The organism is Streptomyces sp. NPDC043680, from assembly GCF_056436685.1.
Map to the genome: position 1 here is coordinate 53315 of NZ_JBWKCE010000026.1, position 25627 is coordinate 78941.

The window sequence follows — 25627 nt, forward strand, 5'->3', positions numbered from 1 at the left end:
ATCGTGTCGTTCACTTCAAGCCAGGAGGCCTCGGGGGCCCTCGACTGGTCGTTCACGTGCTGTTAACGCGGTGTGGAGTCAGTACACAAGCCGCGCGTCCCCGCGGTGCAGTCACCGAAACCATGAAGGAGTTGGCTGGCGGCCTCCCTCGTCTTGTAGATTCGTATGAAAGGCAGGATGCGACGACCTGCCCGATTTCCAACGGCAACATTCGAGACAGATCGGCGGCGACACCATGCGGCTGCGCGCACTGCTGGAAACCGAGGCGCTGGGGCTGCGGCTGCTGGGCGGCGAGGAAGAACTCGACCGGACGGTCCGCGGCGTCATGACGACCGACCTGAGGGATCCCAGCCGATACCTCACCGGAGGTGAACTCGTCCTTACCGGCCTGGCCTGGCGAAGAAATTCAGCCGACTCCGAGCCGTTCGTACGAATCCTCGCGAGCGCGGGCGTGGCGGGGCTCGCGGCGGGCGAGGCCGAGCTGGGGGACATCCCCGACGATCTGGTCTCGGCCTGTCGGCGCAACCGGCTGCCGCTGTTCGCTGTGAACGAAGACGTTGCATTCGCCACGATCACGGAGTACGTGGTGCGGCAGGTTTCCGGCGAGCGCGCGGGCGATCTCGCCGCCGTCGTGGACCGCCACCGCCGGCTGATGACCTCGGGTCCCGCGGGCGGTGGGCCGGACGTGGTGCTCGATCTCCTCACCACCGACCTCGATCTGCGCGCCTGGGTGCTGTCCCCCACGGGGCGGCAGATCGCCGGGGCGGGCGAACCGCTGGCGCCGGGCGTCTGCGCGGCCCTGGCCGGGGAGCACCTGGCGGCGGTCCGCACCGGGCGCAGGGGCCCGCACCGGATCTCCATCCAGGGTATTACCTACTCCCTGTTCCCGATCAGGGCCGCGGGGCGCGGCCCGGGCGCTCCCGGCGCCCGTGACGTGCGCGAGAGCGTGCTCTCCGACTGGCTGCTCGCCGTGGAGGCGGACGCCGGGGACTGGCCCGCCGAGCGGCTCGACCTGCTGCAGGGCGTGACCCAGCTGATCGCGGTCGAGCGGGACCGGCGCGACGCGGCCCGCACGGTGCGCCGCCGCCTGGCCCAGGAGGTGCTGGAGCTGGTCCAGACGGGCGCGGCCCCGGCCGAGATCGCCGCCCGCCTGCGGGTGGCCGCCCCGGTGCTGGTGCCCGGGCTGGGCACCGCCCCGCACTGGCAGGTCGTCGTGGCGCGGGTGGACTGGGACGGCGGGGACATCCCGGGCGGCCCGGTGGCCCAGTCGCTGCTGGAGGAGATCCTGGTCGACCCGTCGGTCTCGGGCCCCGAGCCCTCCGACCGGATCGCGGTGGCCCATGCGGGTGACGAGGCCATCGCACTGGTGCCGCTGCCCGTGGCCCCCTCGGACGCCGGGGACGAGAAGGGGCCGGAGTCCGCCCTGCACGCCGACGAGCTGCTCACCTCCGTACGGGACCCGCTCCAGGCGGGCCTGGACGGCGACGGCCGGCTCACCCTGGGGGTCAGCGCGGCCGTGCACTCCGCCGAGGGGCTGCGCGGGGCGCTGGAGGAGGCCCGGCACGCCCGCCGGGTCGCCGCGGCCCGCCCGGGCCGGGTCTGCGCCGCCGGCCACCACGAGCTGGCCTCGCACGTGCTGCTGCTGCCGTTCGTGCCGGACGACGTACGCCGGGCCTTCACGGCGCGGCTGCTGGACCCGCTGCGGGACTACGACCGGCGCCACCGGGCGGAACTGATCCCCACCCTCGAAGCGTTCCTGGACTGCGACGGCTCGTGGACGCGGTGCGCCACGCGGCTGCACCTGCACGTCAACACGCTGCGCTACCGGGTCGGGCGAATCGAGCAGTTGACGGGGCGTGACCTGTCCCGGCTGGAGGACAAGCTGGACTTCTTCCTGGCACTGCGCATGAGCTGAGCAGATCCGGCCAGACGGCAGCGGGGGGCGACCCAGGGGCGCCTGACGCGGCATCCGGACTTTGTGAAAGAGTTCACCCGACCCCTTGGCCGGAGCATCCGATCCGTGCTCTCATTTCGCCCCAGGGCTCGAAGACGTGCTGCTTGGCTGCTTTGGGGAGGGCAATGTGGCGGACACCGCCATGTCCGGTGCCGGAACGAGCGGGGGAGACGACCCCCTCCAGCGGGCGATATGGCGGCTGCGCTCGCGCGGCTGTTGGACCGACGCGGCGGCCCTGCTGACGCCGCACGCGGACGAGGCCGGCGCGGCCGTGCAGCGGACCGCCCTCCTGGTCGAGCGCTGTCTGTTCACCGGCCAGGGCTGGGCGGAGGCGGAGGACGCCCTGCGGACCGCGGAGGCGGTGGCCGTCGAGGACGACGAGCGGGGGGCCGCCGCCTGTGAGCGGGGCCAGCTGGCCTACGCCGCCACCGTGCTCGGCGTACGGGACCGCGCGGACGAGGCCCGCTCGGCGCTCGGCCGGGCGGCCGCCCTGCTCTCCCCCGGCTCGCCCACCCGCCCCCTGCTGGACTTCCGCCGGGGCCTGGTGGCGGAGCACCTGGCGGACGCGCCGCAGTCGGCCCGCCCGGCCTACCGGCGCGCCCACGCCGGAGCCGCGGCCCACGGGGACACCCTGCTGCTGTCCTCCACCTGGCGGCACCTGGCGGCGCTGGCCCTGCGCGACGGCGAGGTGGCGGAGGCCCGCAAGGGCTTCGCGGAGTCCCTGCGCATCCGCGAGGAGCTGGGGTTCCTCATCGGGACGGCGCCCGCGCTGGCGGCCCTGGCCGAGACGGAACCGGAGCCGGAGGCCTCTCGCCTGCGCGCCGAGGCCCGACGCCTGTTCCACCTCCTGGGCGGCATCCCCACCTGGCTGGCCGACCAGCTCCACCCCGCCCCGGCAACCTGACCGGGAGTCGGCTCCGGCCGGGCCAGGTGCTGTGCGCGGGCGGGGCCGTACCCGGTCCCGGGGCCTCCCGGGACCTCCCAGGACCTCGCCGGGGTGTCCCGGGTCAGGCCGTGGCGCCGGTGAAGTGTTCGCGGACCAGGGACTCGACCACCGGCAGGTCACCGGCGATCAGCGCCTCCAGCAGCGCCGAGTGCTCCGCCGCGTCGGCGACCAGATCGGCCCGGCGGACCCGGGGAGCCCCCGGCAGGGGCCACTGGGCGCGGCGGTGGAGTTCCTCGGCCACCTGGACCAGCTGCTCGTTCCCGGCCAGTGCCAGCACCTCGCGGTGGAAGGCGCGGTCGGCGTCCGCGTAGCCGGGCACGTCCCCGGCCGCCGCCGCCGTGGCCGTGGCCGCGGCCGCCGGGCGCAGCGCCGACCAGGCCTGCGGCGGGAGCGTACGGGCCAGCCGCAGCATCACGGGGACCTCCAGCAGCGCCCGGACCTCGGCCAGCTCCGCCAGGGACCGCGGGGTCCGGGCCAGGACGCGGAAGCCCCGGTTCGGGAGGCATTCCACCGCCCCCTCCAGCGCCAGCTGCTGCATGGCCTCGCGCACGGGCGTCGCGGAGACCCCGAAGCGCTCGCCCAGCGCAGGGCCGGAGTAGATCTCGCCCGGGACGAGCTCCCCGTCGACGAGGGCGGCGCGCAGCGCGTCGAGGACCTGCCGGCGCACCGAATGGCGCAGCACTTTCTGGGTCGGGATCAGCGCCGGCACCCCGGCTGGGGCCGCTTCGCGCACTCGGTCCTCCTGTGGGTGGGTTCGACCTGCCGAGGATAGCCGCCCCCACCCGCCCGGGGCCGTGGCCTGTGTCTCGTCGCACGGTGCCTTGCGGTCGGGACCGCCGTGGCCGTCCCGCCCTGCCCGACGGCCTGCGGCCACGCCACCCGGGACCGGACCGGCTCCGCCACCCGGGACCGGGCCCGCCGCCTGCCGCCCCCTCTGCACCCTCCGTCCCGGGAGCACCGGTGTCACCCGTCCCGCGCACCCGCCGTGCGGACCGCCTCGCCCGTTCTCACGGCCGCGGTCACCTGAACCCACCCTCCAGGCTGACCGTAATCGAACGCAACTCCGGCCATGGGCAAGGGAGTTCGAGACACAACACCCTATCCGGCGGGCCGGACCCCTCGGAGGCGTCCACTTGCCCCGAAACCCGCGTGCCGGGCCGATCCACTGCGTCACCATGGCACCCGGAAGGCCGCATACGCGAGGCAGAGGCAAGGGACATCCGCATGAGACTGACCGACATATCGCTGGACTGGCTGCTGCCCGGCAGCCTGTTGATCCTGGGCGTGCTTGCGGCAGTTGCGGTACTGGCCCGGGGCAAGCGCGAGGGCGACAAGGCGGCCGCGGAGGACACCTGGGAGCGCAGCGAGGAGCGGCGGCGGCGCAAGGAAGCCGTGTACGGAACCGCCTCCTACGTCCTGCTGTTCTGCTGCGCGGCGGTGGCCGCCGCGCTCTCCTTCCACGGACTGGTCGGCTTCGGCCGGCAGAACCTGAACCTCTCCGGCGGATGGGAGTACCTGGTTCCCTTCGGCCTCGACGGCGCCGCGATGTTCTGCTCCGTACTCGCCGTCCGCGAGGCCAGCCACGGTGACGCGGCCCTCGGCTCCCGCATGCTGGTCTGGCTGTTCGCCGGTGCGGCCGCCTGGTTCAACTGGGTGCACGCCCCGCGCGGCATGGGCCACGACGGCGCCCCCCAGTTCTTCGCCGGGATGTCGCTGTCGGCGGCGGTCCTCTTCGACCGGGCCCTCAAGCAGACCCGCCGGGCCGCCCTGCGCGAACAGGGTCTGATCCCCAGGCCGCTGCCGCAGATCCGGATGGTCCGCTGGCTGCGGGCGCCCCGGGAGACCTTCGGCGCATGGTCGCTCATGCTGCTGGAGGGGGTCCGCACCCTCGACGAGGCCGTCGACGAGGTACGGGAGGACAAGAAGGAGAAGGAGCAGGACCGCCACCGCCGGCGCGAGCAGCACCGCTTGGACCGCGCCCACATCAAGGCGCTGGGCCGGCAGCACCGGGCCTTCGGCCGTCCCCGCGCCCGCCAGGTCGACATGCCGGGCCTCGCCCCCGGGACGGGCTCCGCGCCGGTCGGCGCGGAGCCGGCCATAGCGGAACCGGAACAGCTGCCCGCACCGCGCCGCCGGCCCTCCTTGCAGGCCGTGACCTCGGCGGAGACCGCCGAGGGGACCGGCCCCCGGACGGTGGACCTCACGGCCGAGGACGACACCCAGACGATCCCCCGGCTCGACTCCCTGGAGCGCAAACTCAAGGATCTTGAGCAACAGTTCGGCTGATCGCTGCTGACGCCCCGGGCGGAGGGGCCCGCCGGGCCGGGCGGGCCCCTCCCGCAGTACGGGGCGGGGCGGTGTTCCCCTACGCCTCGTCGTGGAACGAGTCGAAGGCACCGTCCAGTTCGAACCACACCACCTTGCCCCCGGCCTGGGCGACCGCGTCCACCCCCCAGGCGTCGGCCAGCGCCTGCACCAGCACCAGCCCCCGGCCGTGCGTACCGTCGTCGGCGGTCGGTACGTACGGGCGGGGCCGGCGCGATGCGTGGTCCCGGACCTCCACCCGCAGGCGGGTCGGTTCGAGCCGCGCGGACACCTCCGCACCCTGGTCGGTGTGGACGAGGGCATTGGTGACGAGCTCGGTCGTCAGCAGCTCCGCCACCTCGGCGGTATCGGCCCTGCAACGGTGGCGCATCAACTCCCTCAGCGCCCGGCGGACCTCGCCCACTCCCTTCAGATCCGCCCGGCGCAGGCTGCGGGTGATCTCCAGCGCGTCCACCGCTCCCCCGTCCTCGACGGACGGTTCACGCGCTACGGGCCGTCCTCTCCTCCACTGCTTCCCGGTCCTCGCCCCCACCGGCACGGCGACGTACCTCCCCCGTGTTGCCTGATCTCGAACTGGTCTACGGGATGCATGCCCGCCGAGGGAATCCGCACTCCTGCGGACTCAGGGGCGGGGCACGTTGCGGAGATTGGATCGAGCCATCTGGATCATGCGGCCCACCCCGCCGTCCAGCACGATCTTGCTGGCGGATAGTGCGAAACCGGTCACCATCTCGGCCTTGATCCTGGGCGGAATCGACAACGCATTGGGGTCGGTCACCACATCGACCAAAGCAGGCCCCTTGTGCCGGAATGCGTCCTTCAAAGCCCCCGTGAGCTGCTTGGGCTTCTCCACCCTGACTCCATACGCCCCCGCCGCGCGAGCGATGGCCGAGAAATCCGGGTTCCGGTTCGTGGTTCCGTACGAGGGCAGGCCGGAAACCAGCATTTCCAACTCGACCATTCCCAGCGATGAGTTGTTGAACAGGACCACTTTGACTGGGAGGTCGTACTGCACCAGGGTGAGGAAATCTCCCATCAGCATGGAGAAACCGCCATCACCCGACATGGACACCACTTGACGGCGCCGGTCGGTGAACTGTGCGCCGATGGCCTGCGGCAGAGCGTTGGCCATGGAGCCGTGGCTGAAGGAGCCGATGATGCGCCGTTTGCCGTTCGGCGAAAGATAGCGCGCCGCCCACACGTTGCACATGCCGGTGTCCACAGTGAACACCGCGTCCTCGTCGGCGAGTTCGTCGAGAACGGAGGCCACGTACTCGGGGTGGATCGGCGTGTGCTTCTCCACCTTGCGGGTGTACGCCTTCACCACCCCCTCCAGCGCGTCGGCGTGCTTCTTGAGCATCCGGTCCAGGAAGCGCCGGTCCGTCTTGGTGCGCACCCGGCTGTTCAGGGCGCGCAGGGTCTCCCGCGCGTCCCCCCAGACGGCGAGGTCCAACTGGGATCGCCGACCCAGGTGTTCGGGCCGGATGTCCACCTGGACGATCTTCACGTCGTCGGGCAGGAAGGCGTTGTACGGGAAGTCGGTGCCGAGCAGGATCAGCAGGTCGCACTCGTGGGTGGCCTCGTAGGCGGCGCCGTAGCCGAGCAGCCCGCTCATCCCGACGTCGTACGGATTGTCGTACTGGATCCATTCCTTGCCGCGCAGGGCGTGCCCGACCGGCGCCTTGACCCGTTCCGCGAACTCCATGACCTCGGCGTGCGCCCCGGCGGTGCCGCTGCCACAGAACAGCGTGACCCGGTCGGCCTCATCGACGAGCCGGACCAGCTTCTCGATCTCCGTGTCGCCAGGCCGTACCGTCGGCCGCGAGGTGACCAGGGCGTGCTCCACCGCCTTCTCGGGGGCGGGCTGGGAGGCGATGTCCCCGGGCAGCGCGACGACGCTGACCCCGCTGCGGCCGACGGCGTGCTGGACGGCGGTCTGGAGCAGTCTGGGCATCTGCTTCGGATTGGAGATCAGCTCGCTGTAGTGGCTGCACTCGCGGAACAGCTGGTCGGGGTGGGTTTCCTGGAAGTAGGCGAGTCCGATCTCGCTGGAGGGGATGTGCGAGGCGAGGGCGAGGACCGGGGCCATCGAGCGGTGGGCGTCGTACAGGCCGTTGATCAGGTGGAGGTTGCCGGGACCGCAGGAGCCCGCGCAGGCGGCGAGCCGGCCGGTGATCTGGGCCTCGGCCCCGGCCGCGAAGGCGGCCGTCTCCTCGTGCCGGACCTGGATCCACTCGATCGCACCGGTTCGGCGGATGGCGTCGACGATGGGGTTCAAGCTGTCGCCGACGACTCCGTACATGCGGCGTACGCCTGCCCGGACGAGGATGTCGACGAACTGCTCCGCCACGTTCTGCTTGGCCATGGAGGGGCGCCCCTTCCCGTGGGTCGGCTCTGCTTGCCTTGGGGTGTGCGCCTTCCATCCATGCACGTTCCGCGCGGTTACGCCTCCCAGACCGCGGCGGCCGTCCGGTCGTCGGCGTAACCCTTGAGGCGGAGCTGGGTGTCGGCGAGGAAGGCCGCCAGGCCGGGCGGTTCCGCGTCCGACCAGCGGGCCGCGAGTTCGGCCGGAAGCAGTTCCTCCTCGCGCAGCGGGCCGGCGAGGCCGCGGGAGCAGAGCAGCAGGGTGTCGCCGGGGCGGGCCACGGCCGCGCGGAAGCGGAAGCCCTCGTGCGGCGACTCGCCGACCTCCAGGTCCTCCCACCGGCCCGCCCTCAGGCGGAACAGCCCGCCCGCGCCCGCTCCGAAGCAGACCCGGGTCCGGCACTCGGGGTCGACGGGCAGCAGCACTCCGCGCAGCCCGGCGGTGTACGCCTCCTCCTCAAGGCCGAGCTCCACGGCGCGGGCCCGCAGCCGGCCGTAGCCGCGGTCGGTGAGGCGCTGGAGCCCCGAGCGCAGGGCGTCGCGCCGTCCGGCGCGGATGTCCCCGGCCAGCCGCTCCTGGCTGCGCCCGATCGCCGCCGCGATCCAGCGGCACACGTCGGCGGCGGCCTCCGCGGCCCCGGCGGCGGCCCGGTCGCCACCCGCGAGGGCCACCAGGACCAGGGCGTCGTCGCCGGTGCCGAAGCGGGCGGTCAGGAGGAAGTCCCGGCGGGTCTCGCCGCGGAACCGGGCGGAGTCCCCGCGTACGGAGGCGGCCCGCAGGGTGTACGAGCCGTGGCGGGCCCCCTCCAGGACGGTGTCCGGGACCAGGGCGTCGAGCCCGCCGGGGTCGGCGAGGGGCAGCGTGCCGGGCTCGGCGGCGTAGGTGGGCGCCCGGTCCCCGAGGTGGTGGACCTCGGGCCGCGCCTCGCCGCGGGGCGCGGCCGGCTCCTGGCGGACCTCCGCCGCGGCGGACCCGGCCGGGGCTCCGGCGGCGGGGTCCTGCACCGGTGCGGCGGACGGCGGCGGGCCGGCGGGCCGCCCGTCCGCCGCGGGCGGCACGGTCACGTGCCCCAGCCCGTACCCGGTGCTGCCGGCCTCCCGGGGGTCGGCGGGCAGCGCCGGCGGCGGCCCGGCCGGCGGCGGCGCGGCGGGGCCCGGCAGGCCGGTCGCGAACGGCGCGACCGGGGCTGGCGGACCGGCCGGCGGCGGCGGAACCACCGGGGGCGGCGCACCCTGGGGCGGAGCCGCGGGGGCCGGCACGTCGACCGGAGGCGCCGCGCCGGGCCGCACCGTGGGCGGGGGCGGCGCGGCGGCGGGCGGCGCGGCGGCGGGCCCGGGCAGCGGGGTGGCGGGCGGCGCGGCGGCGGGCGGGAGCCCGACCGGCGACGGCGCGACTTCGCCCGGTCGGTCGGCCGGTGGCGGCGCGGCGGGACCCGGCACGTCGACGGGTGGCGGGGCGGCGGGGCCCGGGCGGGCCCCCTCGGCGGCGGGCGGCGCAGCCGTGGGCGGGAGGCCGGGGGCGGGAGGCTCCGGCTCGCGGCGGGGGCCCGGGAGCACGGCGTGCGGCGGCGGGGCCTGCTCCGGCCACCCGGGCGGGGCCGCGGCGGACGGCGGGAGGCCCGGTGGGGCCGTGGGGGACGACGGGGCGCCCGGTGGGGTCGTGAGGACCGACGCCGAGTGGAACCGGCTCTCCAGCGTGTCCCCCGGGTCCGGCCCCGGTCCCGCGTCGGGGTCCTCGTACAGCTTCTGCCACCAGTCGTCCGCGCCCTGCTGACTCATGCGCCCATTCTCAGCCCCCCGGAGCGGCAGAAAACGCCGAATGCGCGAAAAGGAGCCCACCGGGCCGCCGCCCGGTGGACCCCTTCCGTATCTCTCGTACGACCTGACGGCTGTCGTACGTCCGCACGGGCCGTCCGGGTGACGGCGGCGCCGTTCGCGCCGGCCGGCCCGGCCCGCGCGAGGGCGGCCGGCCGGTCACACCTTGTCAGAGGGCCGGGGGGTGCGGCGATGATGTCCGCGGCGGGTTTGCGCCGTGGCCGCTTCCCGCCAGGACCGGTCGGAGAGGGTGGGTGGACGGGTTGCTGGGTGCGATAGGCCTGGACGAGGGCCAGGAGTCGGCGTACCGCGCGCTGGTGGCGATGGGGGCGGCGGAGGTGCCGGATCTCGCACACCGGCTGGCGCTGCCGGTGCCGCAGACCGAGCGGGCCCTGCGGCACCTGGAGCGCCACGGCCTGGCGGCCCAGTCCACGGCCCGGCCGGGGCGCTGGGTGGCGGCCCCGCCGACGGTGGCGCTGGGCGCCCTGCTGACGCAGCAGCGGCACGAGCTGGAGCAGGCGGAGCTGGCCGCGGCACTGCTGGCCCAGGAGTACCGGGCGGAGGCCACCGAGCCGGCGGTGCACGACCTGGTGGAGGTGGTGACGGGCGCGAGCGCGGTCGCGCACCGCTTCCACCAGCTCCAGCTGGGCGCGGCCGAGGAGGTGTGCGCGCTGGTCAGCAGCCGGCCGCAGGTGGTGACGGGGATGGAGAACGAGGCGGAGGAACAGGCCGCCGTACGGGGCGTGGCGTACCGGGTGGTGATCGAACGGGAGGTGCTGTCCCTGCCGACCGGGATCCGCGAGGCGTCGACGGCGCTGGCCCGGGGCGAGCAGGTCCGGGTCACGGGGCAGGTGCCGACGCGGCTGGTGATCGCGGACCGGTCGCTGGCGCTGGTGCCGCTGACCGGGCCCGGGGCGGAGCCGGCGGCGCTGGTGGTGCACGCGTCGGGCTTGATGGAGTCCTTGACGGGGCTGTTCGAGGCGGTGTGGCGGGAGGCGCTGCCGCTGCGGCTGGGCGCCTCGGGGGCGCCGCAGGAGTCGGGTGGGGTGCCGGATTCCACCGACATCGAGATCCTGACGCTGCTGCTCGCGGGGATGACGGACACGAGCGTGGCCAAACACCTGGAGCTGGGTCTGCGGACGGTGCAGCGGCGGGTCAAGAACCTGATGGACGTCGCCGGGGTCACGACCCGGCTCCAGCTCGGCTGGTACGCGTGCGAACGGGGCTGGGTGGCTCGGTAGCCCCTGGTCGGGCACGCTGAGCAGATGGACGTGCCTCAGCTGCTCCTGGTGGGGCTGGTGCTCCTGCTCGGGGTGCTCGGGGTGCTGGTTCCCGGTGTTCCGGGGTCCTGGCTGGTCTGGGCCGGGGTGCTGTGGTGGGCGCTGCACGAGCGGTCGGCGCTGGCCTGGTCCCTGCTGGTGTCGGTGACGGCGCTGCTGCTGGTGGTGCAGGTGATCGAGTGGCAGCTGCCGCCTCGGCGGCTGCGGGGCGTGGGGGTCACCCGCCGGATGGCGATGTACGCGGGGTGCGGTGCCGTCCTGGGTTTCGTCCTCGTGCCGGTGCTGGGGGCCGTACCGGGGTTCGTGGGCGGCGTCTACCTGTGCGAGCGGCTGCGGCTCGGCACGCACGGCGAGGCCTTGGCGTCGGTGCGGGCGGTGATGCGGGCGGTGGGCACGAGCGTGCTCGTGGAGCTGCTGGCCTGCCTGATGGTGATGGGCGCATGGATCGGCGCGGTGCTGGTGAGTTGACGTGTGGTCGACGAGGACCGAGGACCGGAGACCCGGGTCCGGGCGGGCGTCCGTTCGGTCTCGGGTCCGATGCGGGGGCCGGGGGAGGTTGAGAGGCTGGGCCGTATGACGCGGTTCGAGGGTTTCAGCGAGGCGGAACTGGCATACCTGCGGTCGCAACGGCTGGGCAGGCTGGCGACGGTGGACGCGCACGGGCAGCCGCAGGCCAACCCGGTGGGGTTCTTCCCGCAGCCGGACGGCACGATCCTGGTGGGCGGAGCGGCCATGGGCACGACGAAGAAATGGCGCAACCTGCAGGCGAATCCGAGGCTCGCCCTGGTCGTCGACGACCTGGTGAGCACCCGCCCGTGGCGCGTGCGCGGCATCGAGATCCGCGGACGCGCCACGCTGGAGGTGGGGGAGCACGCCCTGGGCCCGCATTTCAGCCCGGAGGTGATCCGGATCCACCCGGAGCGGGTGTTCACCTGGGGGTGCCTGGAGGACTGAGGCGCCCGGAGCGGTGGTGGCGCGGACGCGGGGCGCGGGGGCGGGTCCGTACTCCCGCGCCCCCGCGCCCCGCCCACCGCGCCCCGCCCCCGCAGTCCGCCGGTCAGAACCGGCCGTTGTGCTTGGCCGCGTAATTGGCCCGGCCCACCGCCGACTTCATCCGCCAGTCCCGGCGGATGTCGGCGCGCAGCCGGGCGTCCGTCTTGGCCACGATCCGCTGGTTCTCCCGCAGGAGCTTGCGGTAGCTCTCCAGCCGGCGCTCCGGCAGGGCCCCGGAGGCGACCGCCTCCAGCACGGCGCACCCCGGCTCCGCCTGGTGCGCGCAGTCGTGGAACCGGCACCGGGCCGCGTACTCCTCGATCTCCGAGAAGACCTGCCCGACGCCGGCCTCGGCGTCCCACAGGCCGACCCCGCGCAGTCCCGGGGTGTCGATGAGCACGCCCCCGCCCGGCAGCGCCAGGAGGTTACGGGTCGTGGTGGTGTGGCGGCCCTTGCCGTCCACCTCGCGGGTGGCCTGGACCTCCATCACCTCGGCCCCGAGCAGCGCGTTGGCGAGGGTGGACTTCCCAGCGCCGGAGATGCCGAGCAGCACGCTCGTACCGCCCGCGACCACGGCCGCCAGGATGTCCGTGCCCTCCCCGGTGAGGGAGGAGACGGTGAGCACCTGGACGCCCGGCGCCGAGGTCTCCACGTCCTGGACGAGGTGGGACAGGGTCACCGGGTCCGGTACCAGGTCGGCCTTGGTCAGGACGACCAGCGGCTGTGCGCCCGACTCCCACGCCAGGGCCAGGAAGCGCTCGATGCGTCCCAGGTCGAGCTCCACGGCCAGGGAGACGGCGATGACGGCGTGGTCGACGTTGGCGGCGAGGATCTGGCCCTCGGAGCGCTGTGAGGAAGTGGACCGGACGAAGGCGGTCCGGCGCGGCAGGTACGCCTTCACGTAGCGCGGGTGGCCGGCGGCCTCGACCGCTGCCCAGTCACCCGTGCAGATGACACGCAGCGGGTCGTGCGGGGTGACGAAGGCGGTGTCGGCGCGGACGATCCCGTCCGCGGTCATGACGTCGCACTGGCCCCGGTCCACCCGTACCACGCGGCCGGGGAGCAGGCCCTGTTCGGCGTACGGGGCGAACTCGGCCTCCCACGCCTCGTCCCAGCCGAGGGGGCTGAGGGCGTGCGGGAGCGACGAGGAGGAGAGCGAAGCAGAAGAGAAAGACAAGGGGAACCCTTCACAGGGTGGCCCCGGCAGCGCGCGCCCGGTGGTGCGCGAAGAGGTGTGGGATCAGCCGGTGGCCACAGAAGTGACATTGATGGTCTTCTGAGTGCGGGCAGCGCCCTGCGCAACGACAGTCATCAATGAACTCACCTCCGGGTCATGCCACTTGCCGACGGTCCCGCGCCGATCGGCGGGAACGGGCCCACCGTAGCAACCAGCCGTGGACCGGCGCCAATTCTTTTTTCCGGTGGCCGATGACCGATTCGTTCAAGACGGCGGGCGCGGGCGTTCCTAGCCTGGCCGTATGACTCCCCGACTCGACATGATCGGCCTGGTCGTCTCCGACATGGCCGCCTCGCTCGCCTTCTACCGCCGCCTGGGGCTGGACATCCCGGCCGAGGCGGACGGCGAACCGCACGTGGAGGTCCTCCTCCCCGGCGGGATCCGGATCGGCTTCGACACGGAGGACGTCGTCCGCTCCTTCGACCCGTCCTGGTCCCGCCCCTCCGGGGACAGCCGGCGCGACCTGGCGTTCCTGTGCGACTCCCCCGGCGAAGTGGACGCCTTGTACGCGGAGCTGACGGAGGCCGGGTACACGGGCCATCTGAAGCCCTGGGACGCCTTCTGGGGCCAGCGCTACGCCGTCGTTCTGGATCCGGACGGCTGCGGCGTGTCCCTGTTCGCCGCCGCGGCGCCCGACGCGTAGGCCTTCGGGGTCGTCCCCGCCAGCGCCCGCACCTCGCGGGCCAGGTGCGGCTGGTCCGCGTAGCCGGCCCGCTGGGCCACCTCGGCCAGGGGCAGCCCGCGCCGCGCCATGGCCAGCGCCCGCTGGAGCCGCAGCACCCGCGCCAGGGTGCGGGGCCCGTAACCGAACGCGTCGAGCGAACGCCGGTGCAGCTGGCGCGGCCCGAGGCCGACGGCCTCGGCGACGGCGGCCACCGGCTCCCCGGCCCGGAGCCCGGCAGCCACCCGTTCGGCGAGGGGGTCGGGCGGTCCGGACCCGGCAGCGCGGGTGCGGGCCAGCCACTCCAGGCCCTCAGCGGGGTCGGGGCGGGCACCGATGCGCTCCGTGAGGCGGCGTACCTGCGGCCCGGGCCACAGGTCGGCCAGTTCGACGCGCCGGTCGCGCAGCTCGTACGCCGGTACGCCGAGCAGGGCGGGCGCGGTGCCCGGGGCGAAGCGCAGCCCGACGAACGCCCCGCCCGGCACCTCTCCGGCAGGGTGCGGCCCGGTGTCGGGGCCGGCCACCAGCAGCTTCCCGTCGACCCACAGCAGGTCCATGCACCCGTCGGGCAGGACGACGCGGCCCGGTCCGGAGGCCCGCCAGAGGACGGCGCCGGGGACCGCCGGGGACCGCCGTTCCTCGTACACGGTCCCAGGCTAGGGCGTGCGCGCACCGTCCCGCCCGGTCTCGGCGCGGTCGCTCCGGCGCGGGCGGGTGGGCGGGTGGCGGCCGGCAGCCACCCGTCCTTCCCGTCAGTGCTTGCGCAGGCGGGAGGAGTAGTCCTCCGGGGGGAGGAATCTCGACCACCGCTCCGGGAACTCCGAGGGCATCACGGCGTCGCCGTCCTCGTCGTCCTCCGACTCGCCCTCGGCCAGGGCCCGCCAGGCGGCGGCCCGCGCGACGAGCTGGGCGGCCTCCGCCTCCCGGACCCGCTCGTTGGCCTCCCGCGCGGCGGCCGTCGCCAGTGAGGGCCAGACCCGGTCGATGGCGGCGTTGACGGCTGCGCCGACCAGGACCGCGAAGGCCGAGACGCCGATCCACAGCAGCACCGCGACGGGCGCGGCCAGCGAGCCGTAGATGGTCGGGCCCTCGACGGTGTTGGTGAGGTAGATCCGCAGCAGGAACGAGCCCAGCACCCACATGGCCAGGGCCACCAGCGCGCCCGGCACGTCCTCGATCCACGGCGAGCGCACCGGCACGGACACGTGGTACAGGGTGGTCAGGAAGGCGATGGACAGCAGGGTGACCGTCGGCCAGTAGAGCACCGCGATCACCTCGGTGCTCCACGGCAGCCACTGCACCACGGCGTCCGGTCCGGCCACCATCAGCGGCAGCACGACCGCGCCGATCACCAGGGCGATCACGTACAGCAGGAAGGCCAGCAGCCGGGTCTTGACGATGCCGCGCTGTCCGTCGAGGCCGTACATGACGGTGATGGTGTCGATGAAGACGTTGACGGCCCGCGAGCCCGACCACAGGGCGAAGGCGAAGCCGAGCGAGATCAGGTCGGGGCGGCCGCGGCTCGTGACGTCGTCCAGCATCGGTTTCGCGATCTCGTTGACGCCACGGTCGGACAGCACGGTGCCGACCGCCCGCAGGATGTTCTCCTCGATGCTCGCGACGAAGGTGCCGCCCGTCCAGCCGTCCACGTACCCGAGTACGCCCAGCAGGCCCAGGAACAGCGGGGGCAGCGACAGCAGCGTGAAGAACGCCGCCTCGGCCGCCAGGCCGAGGATCCGGTACTCGATGCACGAATTGACGGTGTCCTTCAGCAGCAGCCACGCCATCTTGCGCTTGGACACGTTGCGGTAGAGGGCACGGGCCCGGTGGAGCCGCCCTGGGACCCACTCGGGTGTTTCTTTTGCTGGCTGCACGTCCTTACGGTATCCGCATGGCAGCCACCACCCACACCGTCACGAACCAGGCTCCGCCCCTGGTGGGCTACGACGTCTACGGAAGCGACCGGGCCCTCACGGAGGGCGTGGAGCGGCACCTCGCCGGGGCGGACGCCGAACTGCGCGACGCGGTACGGGAGGAGCTCGGCGGACTCGGCCGCGCAGCGGGCTCCGCGCAGGCCCAGGAGTGGGGCCGGCAGGCGAACGAGAACCCGCCGAGGCTGCGCACGCACGACCGGTACGGAAACCGGATCGACGAGGTGGAGTTCCACCCGGCCTGGCACCGGCTGCTCGGGAGTGCGGTAAGTGCGGGGCTCACCGACGCCTGGGGGCGGCCGGCGGGGCACCTGCGCCGCGCGGCGGGGTTCTTCGTGGCGTCGCAGGCGGAGGCGGGGCACGGCTGCCCGGTGTCGATGACCCACGCGGCGGTGCCGGCGCTGCGGGCGGATCCGGAGCTGGCCGCCGAGTGGGAGCCGCGGCTGACCTCGCACGTGTACGAGGAGGGGCTGCGGCCGGCCGGTCAGAAGGCCGGTGTGCTGTTCGGCATGGCGATGACGGAGAAGCAGGGCGGCAGCGACGTACGGGCGAACACGACGGCGGCCGCGCCGCTGGACGCGCCGGGCGAGTACCTGCTGACCGGGCACAAGTGGTTCTGCTCGGCGCCGATGTCGGACGGCTTCCTGGTGCTGGCGCAGGCGGGTCCCGCGGGGAGGGACGGCCTGACCTGTTTCCTGGTGCCGCGGGTGCTGCCGGACGGCACGCGCAACGCGTTCGCGCTGCAGCGGCTGAAGGACAAGCTGGGCAACCGGTCGAACGCGTCGGCGGAGGTGGAGTTCGCCGGGACGTGGGCGCGGCGGGTCGGCGAGGAGGGGCGGGGGGTGCGGACCATCATCGAGATGGTCGCGGCGACCCGGCTGGACTGCGTCGTCGGCGCGGCCGCGCAGATGCGGCAGGGCCTCACGCAGGCGGTGCACCATGCGGAGCACCGCTCTGCTTTCGGAGCACGGCTCATCGAGCAGCCGCTGATGCGCAACGTGCTGGCCGATCTCGCCCTGGAGTCGGAGGCGGCCACCACCTTGGCGCTGCGGCTCGCCGCGGCGTACGACGCGGTCCAGGATTCGGGGGCGCAGGACGAGCGGGCCTTCCTGCGCATCGCGGTGCCCACGGCGAAGTACTGGGTGACCAAGCGCTGCACCCCGATGGTGGCCGAGGCGCTGGAGTGCCTGGGCGGCAACGGTTACGTGGAGGACTCCGGGCTGCCGCGGCTGCTGCGCGAGTCCCCGCTGAACTCCATCTGGGAGGGCTCGGGCAACGTCCAGGCCCTGGACGTGCTGCGCGCCCTCCAGCGGGAGCCGCAGGCGCTGAACGCCTTCCTGCGGGAGGTCGGGCAGGCCCGCGGCGCCGACCACCGGCTGGATTCGGCCATCAAGGGCCTGCTGACGGAGCTCGCCGATCTGGAGGGCATCGAGGCGCGGGCCCGCCGCGTCGTGGAGCGCATGGCCCTGGTGTTGCAGGGGTCGCTGCTGGTGCGCTGGGCTCCGCCCGCGGTGGCGGACGCGTTCTGCGCCTCGCGGCTCGGCGGGGACGGGGGCGCCGCCTTCGGCACGCTGCCGCACAGCCTGGATCTCGCCGCGGTCGTGGAACGGGCGCGGATCGCGGGCTAGGGAGGGTCCCCAAACCGTTCCGAGCCGGGATCCGGGCCCGTTGACCGGGAACAGGAGTGGCGCCGCGCCGACTCGGCACCACCCCTGATCCGAGAGCCCCGAGGAGGAGCTGTCACGCCGCTGGGCGACGTCCGGACAGTTTCGGTCGGGCGACCGGGAGTTGGCGAGAGTTGCATACCGTTGCAACCCTCTGAGTCTCGTACGTCCTGTTCCACACGGGGAGGTTCCGTTGGCCGACACCGCAGGCAGCACGGTCGATGTGGCGCGCATCTCGGCCATGGACGCGCGGGAGGCGGCGCGTCTGCTGAAGGGGGTGCGCGCGGCCGTGCTGGCCGGGGACCGGCTGCCGCCGGCGGCGCCGCGCCCGGAGATCGCCGAGTCCTGGCGGCGGATGCTGGCGGGCGGGGTGCATCCGGACCGGGACGCGCGCTCGCGGATGCTGTCGGCCGCCGAGACCGAGGAGCGGCGGCAGGTCTCGCCGCTGCGGGAGATCCTTCCGGTCCTGCGCGAGGGGCTGCTGCCGACGCTGGACACGGCCCTGCACATCATGGTCGTCGCCGACGCGGACGGGCGGCTGCTGTGGCGGGAGGGCGCCGCCTCGATCCTGCGCAAGGCGGACCGGCTCGGCTTCGGGGTGGGCGCCGACTGGGACGAGGCGGTGGTCGGCACCAACGGCGTGGGGACCGCGCTGGTGGCCCGCCGGCCGGTGCAGGTGTTCTCGGCCGAGCACTTCGTCTCCAGCCATCACGACTGGACCTGTGCGGGGGCCCCGGTACGGGATCCGCGGGACGGGCGGCTGCTGGGCGTGGTGGACGTCAGCGGGCCGCTGGCCACCATGCACCCGGCGACCCTGGCCTGGGTGAGCTCGGTGGCCCGGCTCGCCGAGCGGGAGCTGCGGGTGCGGCACCTGGAGTCGCTGGAGCGGCTGCGCACCGTGGCGGCGCCCCTGCTGGCCCGGCTGCCCGGCCGGGCCCTCGCCGTCGACGCACACGGCTGGACGGCGGCGGTGACCGGCCTGGTCCCTGCGGACCGCATCGCCCTGCCGAAGGGCTTCGGGCCGGGCCCGGTATGGGTGCCGCAGCTCGGGGGCTGCGTGGTGGAGCCGCTGCCGGGCGGCTGGCTGCTGCGCGTCGAGGAGGACCGGAGCGCGGGGGCGGCGGCGAGCCGGGTCGTCCTGGACCTGAGCCGTCCCCGCACCTGGTCGGCGACGGTGTACGGGGCGGCCGGGAGCTGGTCGCAGGAGCTCAGCCCGCGCCACGCGGAGCTGCTGTTCCTGCTGGCGGACAGTCCGCGGGGGCGGTCGGCGGCGGAGCTGTCGCAGGAGCTGTTCGGGGACCCGACCCGTACGGTGACGGTCCGCGCGGAGCTCTCCCGGGTGCGCCGGCGCCTGGCGGGGGTGCTCACCCACCGGCCGTACCGCTTCGCGGACGACGTGGAGGTCGAGCTGATCCGCCCGGAGGACCCGGCGGCGCTGCTGCCGCACTCCACGGCCCCGGCGGTGGTCAGGGCCCGCCTGGGCCGTCCGGGGCCGGGCATGATTCCCTGACCTGCATGAGCAGCATCACCCTGACCACGTGGTCCCTGGAAATGACCTCCCCGGACGATCTGGTCCCGTCGGCCGTCCCGGGTCCTGAGATCGCTGTCCGCAGGGCGGAGGTCCCCTCGCCGGAGTTCAGCCGCTTCCTGTACGCATCGGTGGGCGGCGACATCCACTGGACGGACCGGTTGTCGCTGACCCGTGCGCAGTGGGTGGAGTACCTGGCGCGGCCCGGGGTGGAGACGTGGGTGGCGTACGACCGCGGGACTCCGGCGGGATACGTGGAACTGGATCCGCAGCCCGACGGCGTGGTGGAGATCATGTACTTCGGCCTGCTGCCGGACTTCCGGGGCCGGCGCATCGGCGGGCACCTCCTGTCGGTGGGAGTGGCCGCCGCGTGGTCCCTGGCCGAGCGGTGGCCGCAGCGGGAGCCCACCCGGCGGGTCTGGCTCCACACGTGCAGCCAGGACGGCCCGACGGCGATGGACAACTACCTGCGGCGCGGCTTCAAGCTCTTCAAGACGGAAACGGAAGAGAAGCAGGACACCCCCACCCCGGGCCCCTGGCCCGGCGCGTAACCCTCCGAGCCGTGCAGGAGTGGCTCCCGCCCGGGCCCGCGGCTCGGCCCGGGGCCCTCCCCCGCGGGCGCGCGGGTTCGGTCTCCGCTGGGCCCCACGGATCCTGCCATCCGGTGTCCCCCAGGGTGACCGCCGTCACGTCGTACCACGATACGGGACGACATCGTCCGCATCGTGGACAGTAGTGGACTCCTCCAATCGGCACATGACACGCTTCCGCCATGAATGGAGCTGGAATTGCCTTGGTGAGTCGACGGCACGTCGATCTCGGCCGCATGTCCAGCGCCATCTGTTCGGCGCGCTGACGGAACCAGCCCCGCCGCACAGCACCGGCACAGCGCCCGCACAGCGTCGTCGCGGCGCGCGCCGGAACCAGCCAGTCCCCTGACGGCCGAAGACCGCCCTGACCACCGGCACAACCGGAAAACGGCGGCAATCAGCCACACCTGCTCAGCGGCACCCGTGCCACAGGGGTCACGCCACCACTCTCCCCTGCCCTTGCCTTGAGCCGCCGAAGAAGGACGTACCGTCATGGCCTCCACCCCCGAAACGCCCGCCGCCGCGCGCCGCAAGTCCGGCCGTCACCGCGGTGAGGGTCAGTGGGCCGTTGGACACCACACCCCTCTCAACGGCAACGAGCAGTTCAAGAAGGACGATGACGGTCTCAATGTGCGGACACGCATTGAGACGATCTACTCGAAGACCGGCTTCGACTCGATCGACCCCAACGACCTGCGCGGCCGCATGCGCTGGTGGGGCCTCTACACCCAGCGCAAGCCCGGGATCGACGGCGGAAAGACCGCGATCCTGGAGCCGGAGGAGCTGGACGACAAGTACTTCATGCTGCGCGTCCGCATCGACGGCGGCCGACTGACCACCGAGCAGCTCCGCGTGATCGGCGAGATCTCCGAGGAGTTCGCCCGCGGGACGGCCGACCTCACCGACCGCCAGAACGTGCAGTACCACTGGATCCGCATCGAGGACGTCCCGGAGATCTGGCGCCGTCTGGAGGCCGTCGGCCTCTCGACCACCGAGGCGTGCGGTGACACGCCCCGCGTCATCCTCGGCTCGCCCGTCGCCGGCATCGCCGAGGACGAGATCATCGACGGCACGCCCGCCATCGAGGAGATCCAGCGCCGCATCGTCGGCAACCCGGCCTTCTCCAACCTGCCCCGCAAGTTCAAGTCCGCGGTCTCCGGCTCGCCGCTGCTCGACGTGGCCCACGAGATCAACGACGTCGCCTTCGTCGGCGTGGACCACCCCGAGCACGGCCCCGGTTTCGACGTCTGGGTCGGCGGCGGCCTCTCGACCAACCCGAAGCTCGGCGTGCGCCTGGGCACCTGGGTCTCGCTCGACGAGGTCCCGGACGTGTACGAGGGCGTCATCTCGATCTTCCGTGACTACGGCTACCGCCGCCTGCGCACCCGCGCCCGGCTGAAGTTCCTCGTCGCCGACTGGGGCGCCGCGAAGTTCCGCCAGGTCCTGGAGGACGAGTACCTGAAGCGGAAGCTGACCGACGGGCCGGCGCCCGCGCAGCCCACCGGCCAGTGGCGCGACCACGTGGGCGTCCACCGGCAGCAGGACGGCCGCTTCTACGTCGGCTTCGCGCCCCGGGTCGGCCGCGTCGACGGCGCCACCCTGACCAAGATCGCGGAGGTGGCCGAGACGCACGGCTCCGGCCGCCTGCGCACCACCGCCGAGCAGAAGATGATCGTGCTCGACGTCGAGGAGGCGCAGGTCGACTCGGTCGTGGCGGCCCTGGAGGCGCTGGACCTGCAGGTCAAGCCCTCCCCGTTCCGCCGCGGCACCATGGCCTGCACCGGCATCGAGTTCTGCAAGCTCGCCATCGTCGAGACGAAGGCGCGCGGCGCCTCGCTGATCGACGAGCTGGAGCGGCGCCTGCCGGACTTCGCCGAGCCCCTCACCATCAACATCAACGGCTGCCCCAACGCGTGCGCGCGTATCCAGGTGGCGGACATCGGCCTCAAGGGCCAGCTGGTCCTGGACGAGAACGGGGAGCAGGTCGAGGGCTACCAGGTGCACCTGGGCGGCGCGCTCGGCCTGGAGGCCGGCTTCGGCCGCAAGGTCCGCGGCCTCAAGGTCACTTCGGCGGGTCTGCCGGACTACGTCGAGCGGGTCGTCACCCGCTTCCAGGAGCAGCGCGAGGACGGCGAGCGCTTCGCCGCCTGGGTCACCCGGGCCAAGGACGAGGACCTCTCGTGAGCGAGCGCGCCGCACCGTTCTACTGCCCGTACTGCGGCGACGAGGACCTGTTCCCCCATGAACAGGGCCACGGCGCCTGGGAATGCAGGGCCTGCAACCGAGCCTTCCAGCTGAAGTACCTCGGGCTGCTGGCCCGCGGACTCCGCAGCGACACCACTGGAGGGGAAGAGGGATGACCACCGCTCACGAGACGCGCGCGGACGAACTCAAGGCGCTGGCCGAGCAGGCGGGCCGGGACCTGGAGGACGCCTCCGCACTGGAGATCCTGACCTGGGCCGCCGAGACCTTCGGCGGGAAGTTCGCCGTGACCTCCTCCATGGAGGACGCGGTGGTCGCGCACCTGGCGTCCCGCGCCTTCCCCGGCGTGGACGTGGTCTTCCTCGACACGGGCTACCACTTCGAGGAGACCATCGGCACCCGGGACGCGGTCGAGGCCGTGATGGACGTCAACGTCATCACCCTCACCCCGCGCCAGACGGTCGCCGAGCAGGACGCCGAGTACGGCCCCGAGCTCCACGACCGCGACCCCGACCTGTGCTGCGCGCTGCGCAAGGTCAAGCCGCTGGAAGAGGGCCTGACCGCGTACGAGGCCTGGGCGACGGGCCTGCGCCGCGACGAGTCCCCGACCCGGGCGAACACCCCGGTGGTCGGCTGGGACGCGAAGCGGCAGAAGGTCAAGGTCTCGCCGATCGCCCGCTGGACGCAGGACGACGTGGACGCGTACGTCGCGGAGCACGGCGTGCTCACCAACCCGCTGCTGATGGACGGATACGCCTCCGTCGGCTGCGCCCCCTGCACCCGCCGCGTGGCGGAGGGCGAGGACGCGCGGGCCGGCCGCTGGGCCGGCCGGGCGAAGACCGAGTGCGGACTGCACGGCTGATGACCGATCCCGAAGCAGTGAACGAACCGACGGAGACGAAAACGATGAGCGTGAGCGACCAGGGCGCCACCGTGTGGCTGACCGGGCTGCCGAGCGCGGGCAAGACCACCATCGCCTACGCGCTGGCCGAGCGGCTGCGTGCCGAGGGCCACCGCGTGGAGGTCCTCGACGGAGACGAGATCCGCGAGTTCCTCTCCGCCGGTCTGGGCTTCACCCGGGAGGACCGCCACACCAACGTGCAGCGGATCGGCTTCGTCGCCGAACTCCTCGCGAGCAACGGCGTCAAGGCGCTCGTGCCGGTGATCGCGCCGTTCGCGGACAGCCGTGAGGCCGTCCGCAAGCGGCACTCCGCCGAGGGCACCGCATACCTGGAGGTCCACGTGGCCACCCCGGTCGAGGTCTGCTCGGAGCGGGACGTGAAGGGCCTGTACGCCAAGCAGGCCGCGGGCGAGATCTCCGGTCTGACCGGGGTCGACGACCCGTACGAGGCGCCGGAGTCCCCGGACCTCCGTATCGAGTCGCACACCCAGAGCGTGCAGGAGTCGGCTTCGGCCCTGTACGCGCTGCTCACCGAGAGGGGTCTGGCATGACCACCGCCGCGCACCTGCACGCCGAGCCGGATGCGGACGCGCCGTACGCGCTGACGCACCTGGACGCCCTCGAATCGGAGGCCGTGCACATCTTCCGCGAGGTGGCGGGCGAGTTCGAGAAGCCGGTGATCCTCTTCTCCGGCGGCAAGGACTCCATCGTCATGCTGCACCTGGCGCTGAAGGCGTTCGCGCCGGCCCCGGTGCCGTTCACGCTGCTGCACGTGGACACGGGGCACAACTTCCCCGAGGTCCTTGAGTACCGCGACCGCACGGTGGCCCGGCACGGGCTGCGCCTGCACGTCGCGTCCGTGCAGGAGTACATCGACGCCGGAAAGCTGCGCGAGCGCCCCGACGGCACCCGCAACCCGCTGCAGACCGTCCCGCTGACCGAGGCGATCCAGCAGCTGAAGTTCGACGCCGTCTTCGGCGGCGGCCGCCGCGACGAGGAGAAGGCCCGCGCCAAGGAGCGGGTGTTCTCGCTGCGCGACGAGTTCTCCCAGTGGGACCCGCGCCGCCAGCGCCCCGAGCTGTGGCAGCTCTACAACGGCCGCCACGCGCCCGGTGAGCACGTGCGCGTGTTCCCGCTGTCCAACTGGACCGAGCTGGACGTGTGGCAGTACATCGCCCGCGAGGGCATCGAGCTCCCGGAGATCTACTTCGCCCACGAGCGCGAGGTGTTCAAGCGGAACGGCATGTGGCTGACGGCCGGCGAGTGGGGCGGCCCGAAGGAGGGCGAGACGCCCGAGAAGCGTCTCATCCGCTACCGCACCGTCGGTGACATGTCCTGCACCGGTGCCGTCGACTCCGACGCCACCACGCTGGACGCCGTGATCACCGAGATCGCCGCTTCCCGTCTCACCGAGCGGGGGGCGACCCGCGCCGACGACAAGATGTCCGAGGCGGCGATGGAAGACCGCAAGCGCGAAGGGTACTTCTAGCCATGACCTCCACCACCGAGCAGTTCGCCGACTTCGCTGACGTCGCGGCGACCACGCTGCTGCGCTTCGCGACCGCCGGCTCCGTCGACGACGGCAAGTCCACCCTGGTCGGGCGCCTGCTGCACGACTCCAAGTCGGTCCTGACCGACCAGCTGGAGGCCGTCGAGGCCGTCTCCGCGCAGCGCGGGCAGGACGCCCCCGACCTCGCGCTGCTGACCGACGGCCTGCGGGCCGAGCGGGAGCAGGGCATCACCATCGACGTGGCGTACCGCTACTTCGCGACCGCGCGCCGCCGGTTCATCCTCGCGGACACCCCGGGGCACGTGCAGTACACCCGGAACATGGTCACCGGCGCCTCCACCGCCGACCTGGCCGTGGTCCTCGTCGACGCCCGCAACGGCGTGATCGAGCAGACCCGCCGGCACGCGGCCGTCGCCGCCCTGCTGCGGGTGCCGCACGTGGTCCTCGCCGTGAACAAGATGGACCTGGTGGGCTACGAGGAGGCGGTCTTCGCGAAGATCGCCGAGGAGTTCACCGCGTACGCCTCGGACCTGGGCGTCCCGGAGATCACCGCGATACCGATCTCCGCGCTGGCCGGTGACAACGTGGTGGAGCCCTCCGCGCACATGGACTGGTACGGCGGCCCGACGGTGCTGGAGCACCTGGAGACCGTCCCGGTCAGCCACGACCTGACGGCCTGCCCGGCGCGGTTCCCGGTGCAGTACGTGATCCGTCCGCAGAGCGTGGAGCACCCGGACTACCGGGGCTACGCGGGCCAGATCGCCTCCGGCGTGCTGCGGGTCGGCGAGCCGGTCACCGTCCTGCCGTCGGGCCGGACCTCGGTCATCGAGGGCATCGACGCGCTCGGGCAGAGCGTGGACATCGCCTGGGCGCCGCAGTCGGTGACGCTGCGGCTGACGGACGACATCGACATCTCGCGGGGCGACCTGATCGCGCCCACCGCGAGCGCCCCGGCCACCACGCAGGACGTCGTCGCGACGGTCTGCCACGTGGCGGACCAGCCGCTGGCCGTCGGCGCACGGGTGCTGCTCAAGCACACCACGCGCACGGTCAAGGCGATCGTCAAGGAGATCCCCTCGCGGCTGACCCTGGACGACCTGTCCCAGCACCCGAACCCGGGGCAGCTGGTGGCCAATGACATCGGCCGGGTCGTCGTGCGCACCGCCGAGCCGCTCGCGCTCGACGCGTACGCCGACTCGCGCCGCACCGGGTCCTTCCTGCTGATCGACCCGGCCGACGGCACCACCCTGGCGGCGGGCATGGCCGGCGAGTCCTTCGCCTCCCAGGCCGCGACCACCGTTCAGGCGGACGAGGAAGGCTGGGACTTCTAGATCATGCATGCCGACCTCTACGCCACCTTCGCCAAGGAGGGCGGGCGCGTGGGCAGCGGCCGCCTCGGCAGCGGCCAGGGAGGGGTGGCGCGATGTGCGCGATGACGTACGCGCACCGCTCGCGCGCCCTCACCTCCCACGAGCCGTATCCGCAGTTGCTCCGTAAACGAAGACGTGCGTCATGAGTTGACGCCACGAGAGGAAGCCCTCGTGCCTGCCACCCGCCTCACCCGCAAGACCCTGCGCCGCGGTGTCTCCGCCGCTGCCGCCCTGCCGCTCCTGATCGGTGCGCTCGCCTCGTGCGGCTACGGTTCCGAGGCCGTGAAGGAAGACTCGAAGGCGTCCGCCGCTCCCGCCGCCGCCGAGGGCAAGAAGCTCTCCGCTTCCGAGGTCCG

The 25627-nt window shown here is 73.4% G+C and carries 24 protein-coding genes and 1 pseudogene; 18 read left to right on the top strand and 7 right to left on the bottom strand.

Annotated features, from left to right (window positions below; translation table 11 throughout):
* Positions 1 to 235: 235 nt before the first annotated feature.
* Complete coding sequence (locus tag AC0666_RS31760; RefSeq protein ID WP_468586600.1) at positions 236 to 1915, top strand: PucR family transcriptional regulator; 1680 nt, start codon at positions 236 to 238, stop codon at positions 1913 to 1915.
* Between the two features lie 181 nt (positions 1916 to 2096).
* Positions 2097 to 2858, top strand: a complete 762-nt coding sequence (locus AC0666_RS31765) for a hypothetical protein (protein ID WP_468973384.1) — start codon at positions 2097 to 2099, stop codon at positions 2856 to 2858.
* Positions 2859 to 2961: 103 nt separating this feature from the next.
* On the opposite strand, the gene AC0666_RS31770 is transcribed toward AC0666_RS31765, so the two are convergent.
* Positions 2962 to 3633 carry a GntR family transcriptional regulator gene (locus AC0666_RS31770; protein WP_468973291.1) on the bottom strand — a complete coding sequence of 224 codons (672 nt, stop codon included), beginning with the start codon at positions 3631 to 3633 and terminating at the stop codon, positions 2962 to 2964.
* Between the two features lie 491 nt (positions 3634 to 4124).
* Between AC0666_RS31770 and AC0666_RS31775 the strand changes: the two genes are divergently transcribed.
* Positions 4125 to 5186, top strand: a complete 1062-nt coding sequence (locus AC0666_RS31775; protein WP_468973288.1) for a DUF2637 domain-containing protein — start codon at positions 4125 to 4127, stop codon at positions 5184 to 5186.
* A 79-nt stretch (positions 5187 to 5265) separates the two neighbouring features.
* Here the strand turns inward: AC0666_RS31775 and AC0666_RS31780 are convergent, their stop codons facing one another.
* The 3 genes from AC0666_RS31780 to AC0666_RS31790 all read right to left on the bottom strand — a co-directional run bounded on the left by AC0666_RS31780 (position 5266) and on the right by AC0666_RS31790 (position 9368).
* The gene (locus tag AC0666_RS31780) at positions 5266 to 5679 is read right to left on the bottom strand and encodes an ATP-binding protein (RefSeq protein WP_468586605.1); all 414 of its coding nucleotides are present in this window, start codon (positions 5677 to 5679) and stop codon (positions 5266 to 5268) included.
* 168 nt (positions 5680 to 5847) lie between these two features.
* Positions 5848 to 7590, bottom strand: a complete 1743-nt coding sequence (locus tag AC0666_RS31785; RefSeq protein WP_468973284.1) for a pyruvate dehydrogenase — start codon at positions 7588 to 7590, stop codon at positions 5848 to 5850.
* Positions 7591 to 7667: 77 nt separating this feature from the next.
* Positions 7668 to 9368, bottom strand: coding sequence for a protein phosphatase 2C domain-containing protein (locus AC0666_RS31790; RefSeq protein ID WP_478708889.1), 1701 nt, complete (start codon positions 9366 to 9368; stop codon positions 7668 to 7670).
* Between the two features lie 299 nt (positions 9369 to 9667).
* On the opposite strand from AC0666_RS31790, the gene AC0666_RS31795 reads away from it, so the two are divergent.
* The 3 genes from AC0666_RS31795 to AC0666_RS31805 all read left to right on the top strand — a co-directional run bounded on the left by AC0666_RS31795 (position 9668) and on the right by AC0666_RS31805 (position 11638).
* Positions 9668 to 10645 carry a helix-turn-helix domain-containing protein gene (locus AC0666_RS31795; RefSeq protein ID WP_468973382.1) on the top strand — a complete coding sequence of 326 codons (978 nt, stop codon included), beginning with the start codon at positions 9668 to 9670 and terminating at the stop codon, positions 10643 to 10645.
* Positions 10646 to 10669: 24 nt separating this feature from the next.
* Positions 10670 to 11152 carry a DUF456 domain-containing protein gene (locus AC0666_RS31800; protein ID WP_478708890.1) on the top strand — a complete coding sequence of 161 codons (483 nt, stop codon included), beginning with the start codon at positions 10670 to 10672 and terminating at the stop codon, positions 11150 to 11152.
* A gap of 105 nt (positions 11153 to 11257) precedes the next feature.
* Entirely contained in the window at positions 11258 to 11638 is a 381-nt protein-coding gene (locus AC0666_RS31805) for a PPOX class F420-dependent oxidoreductase (protein ID WP_468973275.1), read from the top strand.
* Positions 11639 to 11741: 103 nt separating this feature from the next.
* Here AC0666_RS31805 and rsgA read toward each other — a convergent pair whose 3' ends face one another.
* Complete coding sequence (gene rsgA / locus AC0666_RS31810) at positions 11742 to 12854, bottom strand: ribosome small subunit-dependent GTPase A (RefSeq protein ID WP_468973272.1); 1113 nt, start codon at positions 12852 to 12854, stop codon at positions 11742 to 11744.
* Between the two features lie 301 nt (positions 12855 to 13155).
* On the opposite strand from rsgA, the gene AC0666_RS31815 reads away from it, so the two are divergent.
* Positions 13156 to 13557, top strand: a complete 402-nt coding sequence (locus AC0666_RS31815) for a VOC family protein (protein ID WP_478708891.1) — start codon at positions 13156 to 13158, stop codon at positions 13555 to 13557.
* On the opposite strand, the gene AC0666_RS31820 is transcribed toward AC0666_RS31815, so the two are convergent.
* Together AC0666_RS31820 and AC0666_RS31825 are read right to left on the bottom strand one after the other, a co-directional pair.
* Positions 13488 to 14222, bottom strand: coding sequence for a helix-turn-helix transcriptional regulator (locus AC0666_RS31820; protein ID WP_478708892.1), 735 nt, complete (start codon positions 14220 to 14222; stop codon positions 13488 to 13490). The two genes, AC0666_RS31815 and AC0666_RS31820, sit on opposite strands and share 70 nt — an antisense overlap.
* A 105-nt stretch (positions 14223 to 14327) precedes the next feature.
* Positions 14328 to 15449 (bottom strand): YihY/virulence factor BrkB family protein, encoded by a 1122-nt coding sequence (locus AC0666_RS31825; RefSeq protein ID WP_468586620.1) that lies wholly within the window; start codon positions 15447 to 15449, stop codon positions 14328 to 14330.
* A gap of 17 nt (positions 15450 to 15466) precedes the next feature.
* Between AC0666_RS31825 and AC0666_RS31830 the strand changes: the two genes are divergently transcribed.
* From AC0666_RS31830 to AC0666_RS31880, 11 genes and pseudogenes are all read left to right on the top strand, one after another.
* A complete protein-coding gene (locus tag AC0666_RS31830; RefSeq protein WP_478708893.1) occupies positions 15467 to 17134 on the top strand; it encodes an acyl-CoA dehydrogenase family protein in 1668 nt (555 codons plus the stop codon).
* A 277-nt stretch (positions 17135 to 17411) separates the two neighbouring features.
* Positions 17412 to 18680 carry a GAF domain-containing protein gene (locus AC0666_RS31835; RefSeq protein WP_468973380.1) on the top strand — a complete coding sequence of 423 codons (1269 nt, stop codon included), beginning with the start codon at positions 17412 to 17414 and terminating at the stop codon, positions 18678 to 18680.
* Between the two features lie 5 nt (positions 18681 to 18685).
* Complete coding sequence (locus tag AC0666_RS31840; protein WP_468973263.1) at positions 18686 to 19249, top strand: GNAT family N-acetyltransferase; 564 nt, start codon at positions 18686 to 18688, stop codon at positions 19247 to 19249.
* A 221-nt stretch (positions 19250 to 19470) separates the two neighbouring features.
* On the top strand, positions 19471 to 19554 hold the full coding sequence (locus tag AC0666_RS31845; RefSeq protein ID WP_351782709.1) for a putative leader peptide: 84 nt from the start codon (positions 19471 to 19473) through the stop codon (positions 19552 to 19554).
* A 226-nt stretch (positions 19555 to 19780) separates the two neighbouring features.
* Positions 19781 to 21472, top strand: a complete 1692-nt coding sequence (locus AC0666_RS31850; RefSeq protein WP_468973260.1) for a nitrite/sulfite reductase — start codon at positions 19781 to 19783, stop codon at positions 21470 to 21472.
* On the top strand, positions 21469 to 21648 hold the full coding sequence (locus tag AC0666_RS31855; protein ID WP_361711715.1) for a hypothetical protein: 180 nt from the start codon (positions 21469 to 21471) through the stop codon (positions 21646 to 21648). Before AC0666_RS31850 ends, AC0666_RS31855 begins: the two co-directional genes overlap by 4 nt.
* A complete protein-coding gene (locus AC0666_RS31860; protein ID WP_468973257.1) occupies positions 21645 to 22352 on the top strand; it encodes a phosphoadenylyl-sulfate reductase in 708 nt (235 codons plus the stop codon). The genes AC0666_RS31855 and AC0666_RS31860 overlap by 4 nt, the downstream gene beginning before the upstream one ends.
* A gap of 44 nt (positions 22353 to 22396) precedes the next feature.
* Positions 22397 to 22942 carry an adenylyl-sulfate kinase gene (gene cysC / locus AC0666_RS31865; RefSeq protein ID WP_361711717.1) on the top strand — a complete coding sequence of 182 codons (546 nt, stop codon included), beginning with the start codon at positions 22397 to 22399 and terminating at the stop codon, positions 22940 to 22942.
* Positions 22939 to 23880, top strand: a complete 942-nt coding sequence (gene cysD / locus AC0666_RS31870; RefSeq protein WP_361711719.1) for a sulfate adenylyltransferase subunit CysD — start codon at positions 22939 to 22941, stop codon at positions 23878 to 23880. Before cysC ends, cysD begins: the two co-directional genes overlap by 4 nt.
* Before the next feature lie 2 nt (positions 23881 to 23882).
* The gene (locus tag AC0666_RS31875; protein WP_361711721.1) at positions 23883 to 25232 is read left to right on the top strand and encodes a sulfate adenylyltransferase subunit 1; all 1350 of its coding nucleotides are present in this window, start codon (positions 23883 to 23885) and stop codon (positions 25230 to 25232) included.
* A gap of 210 nt (positions 25233 to 25442) precedes the next feature.
* Positions 25443 to 25627 (top strand): annotated as a pseudogene (locus AC0666_RS31880) (sulfate ABC transporter substrate-binding protein); the annotation flags it as partial.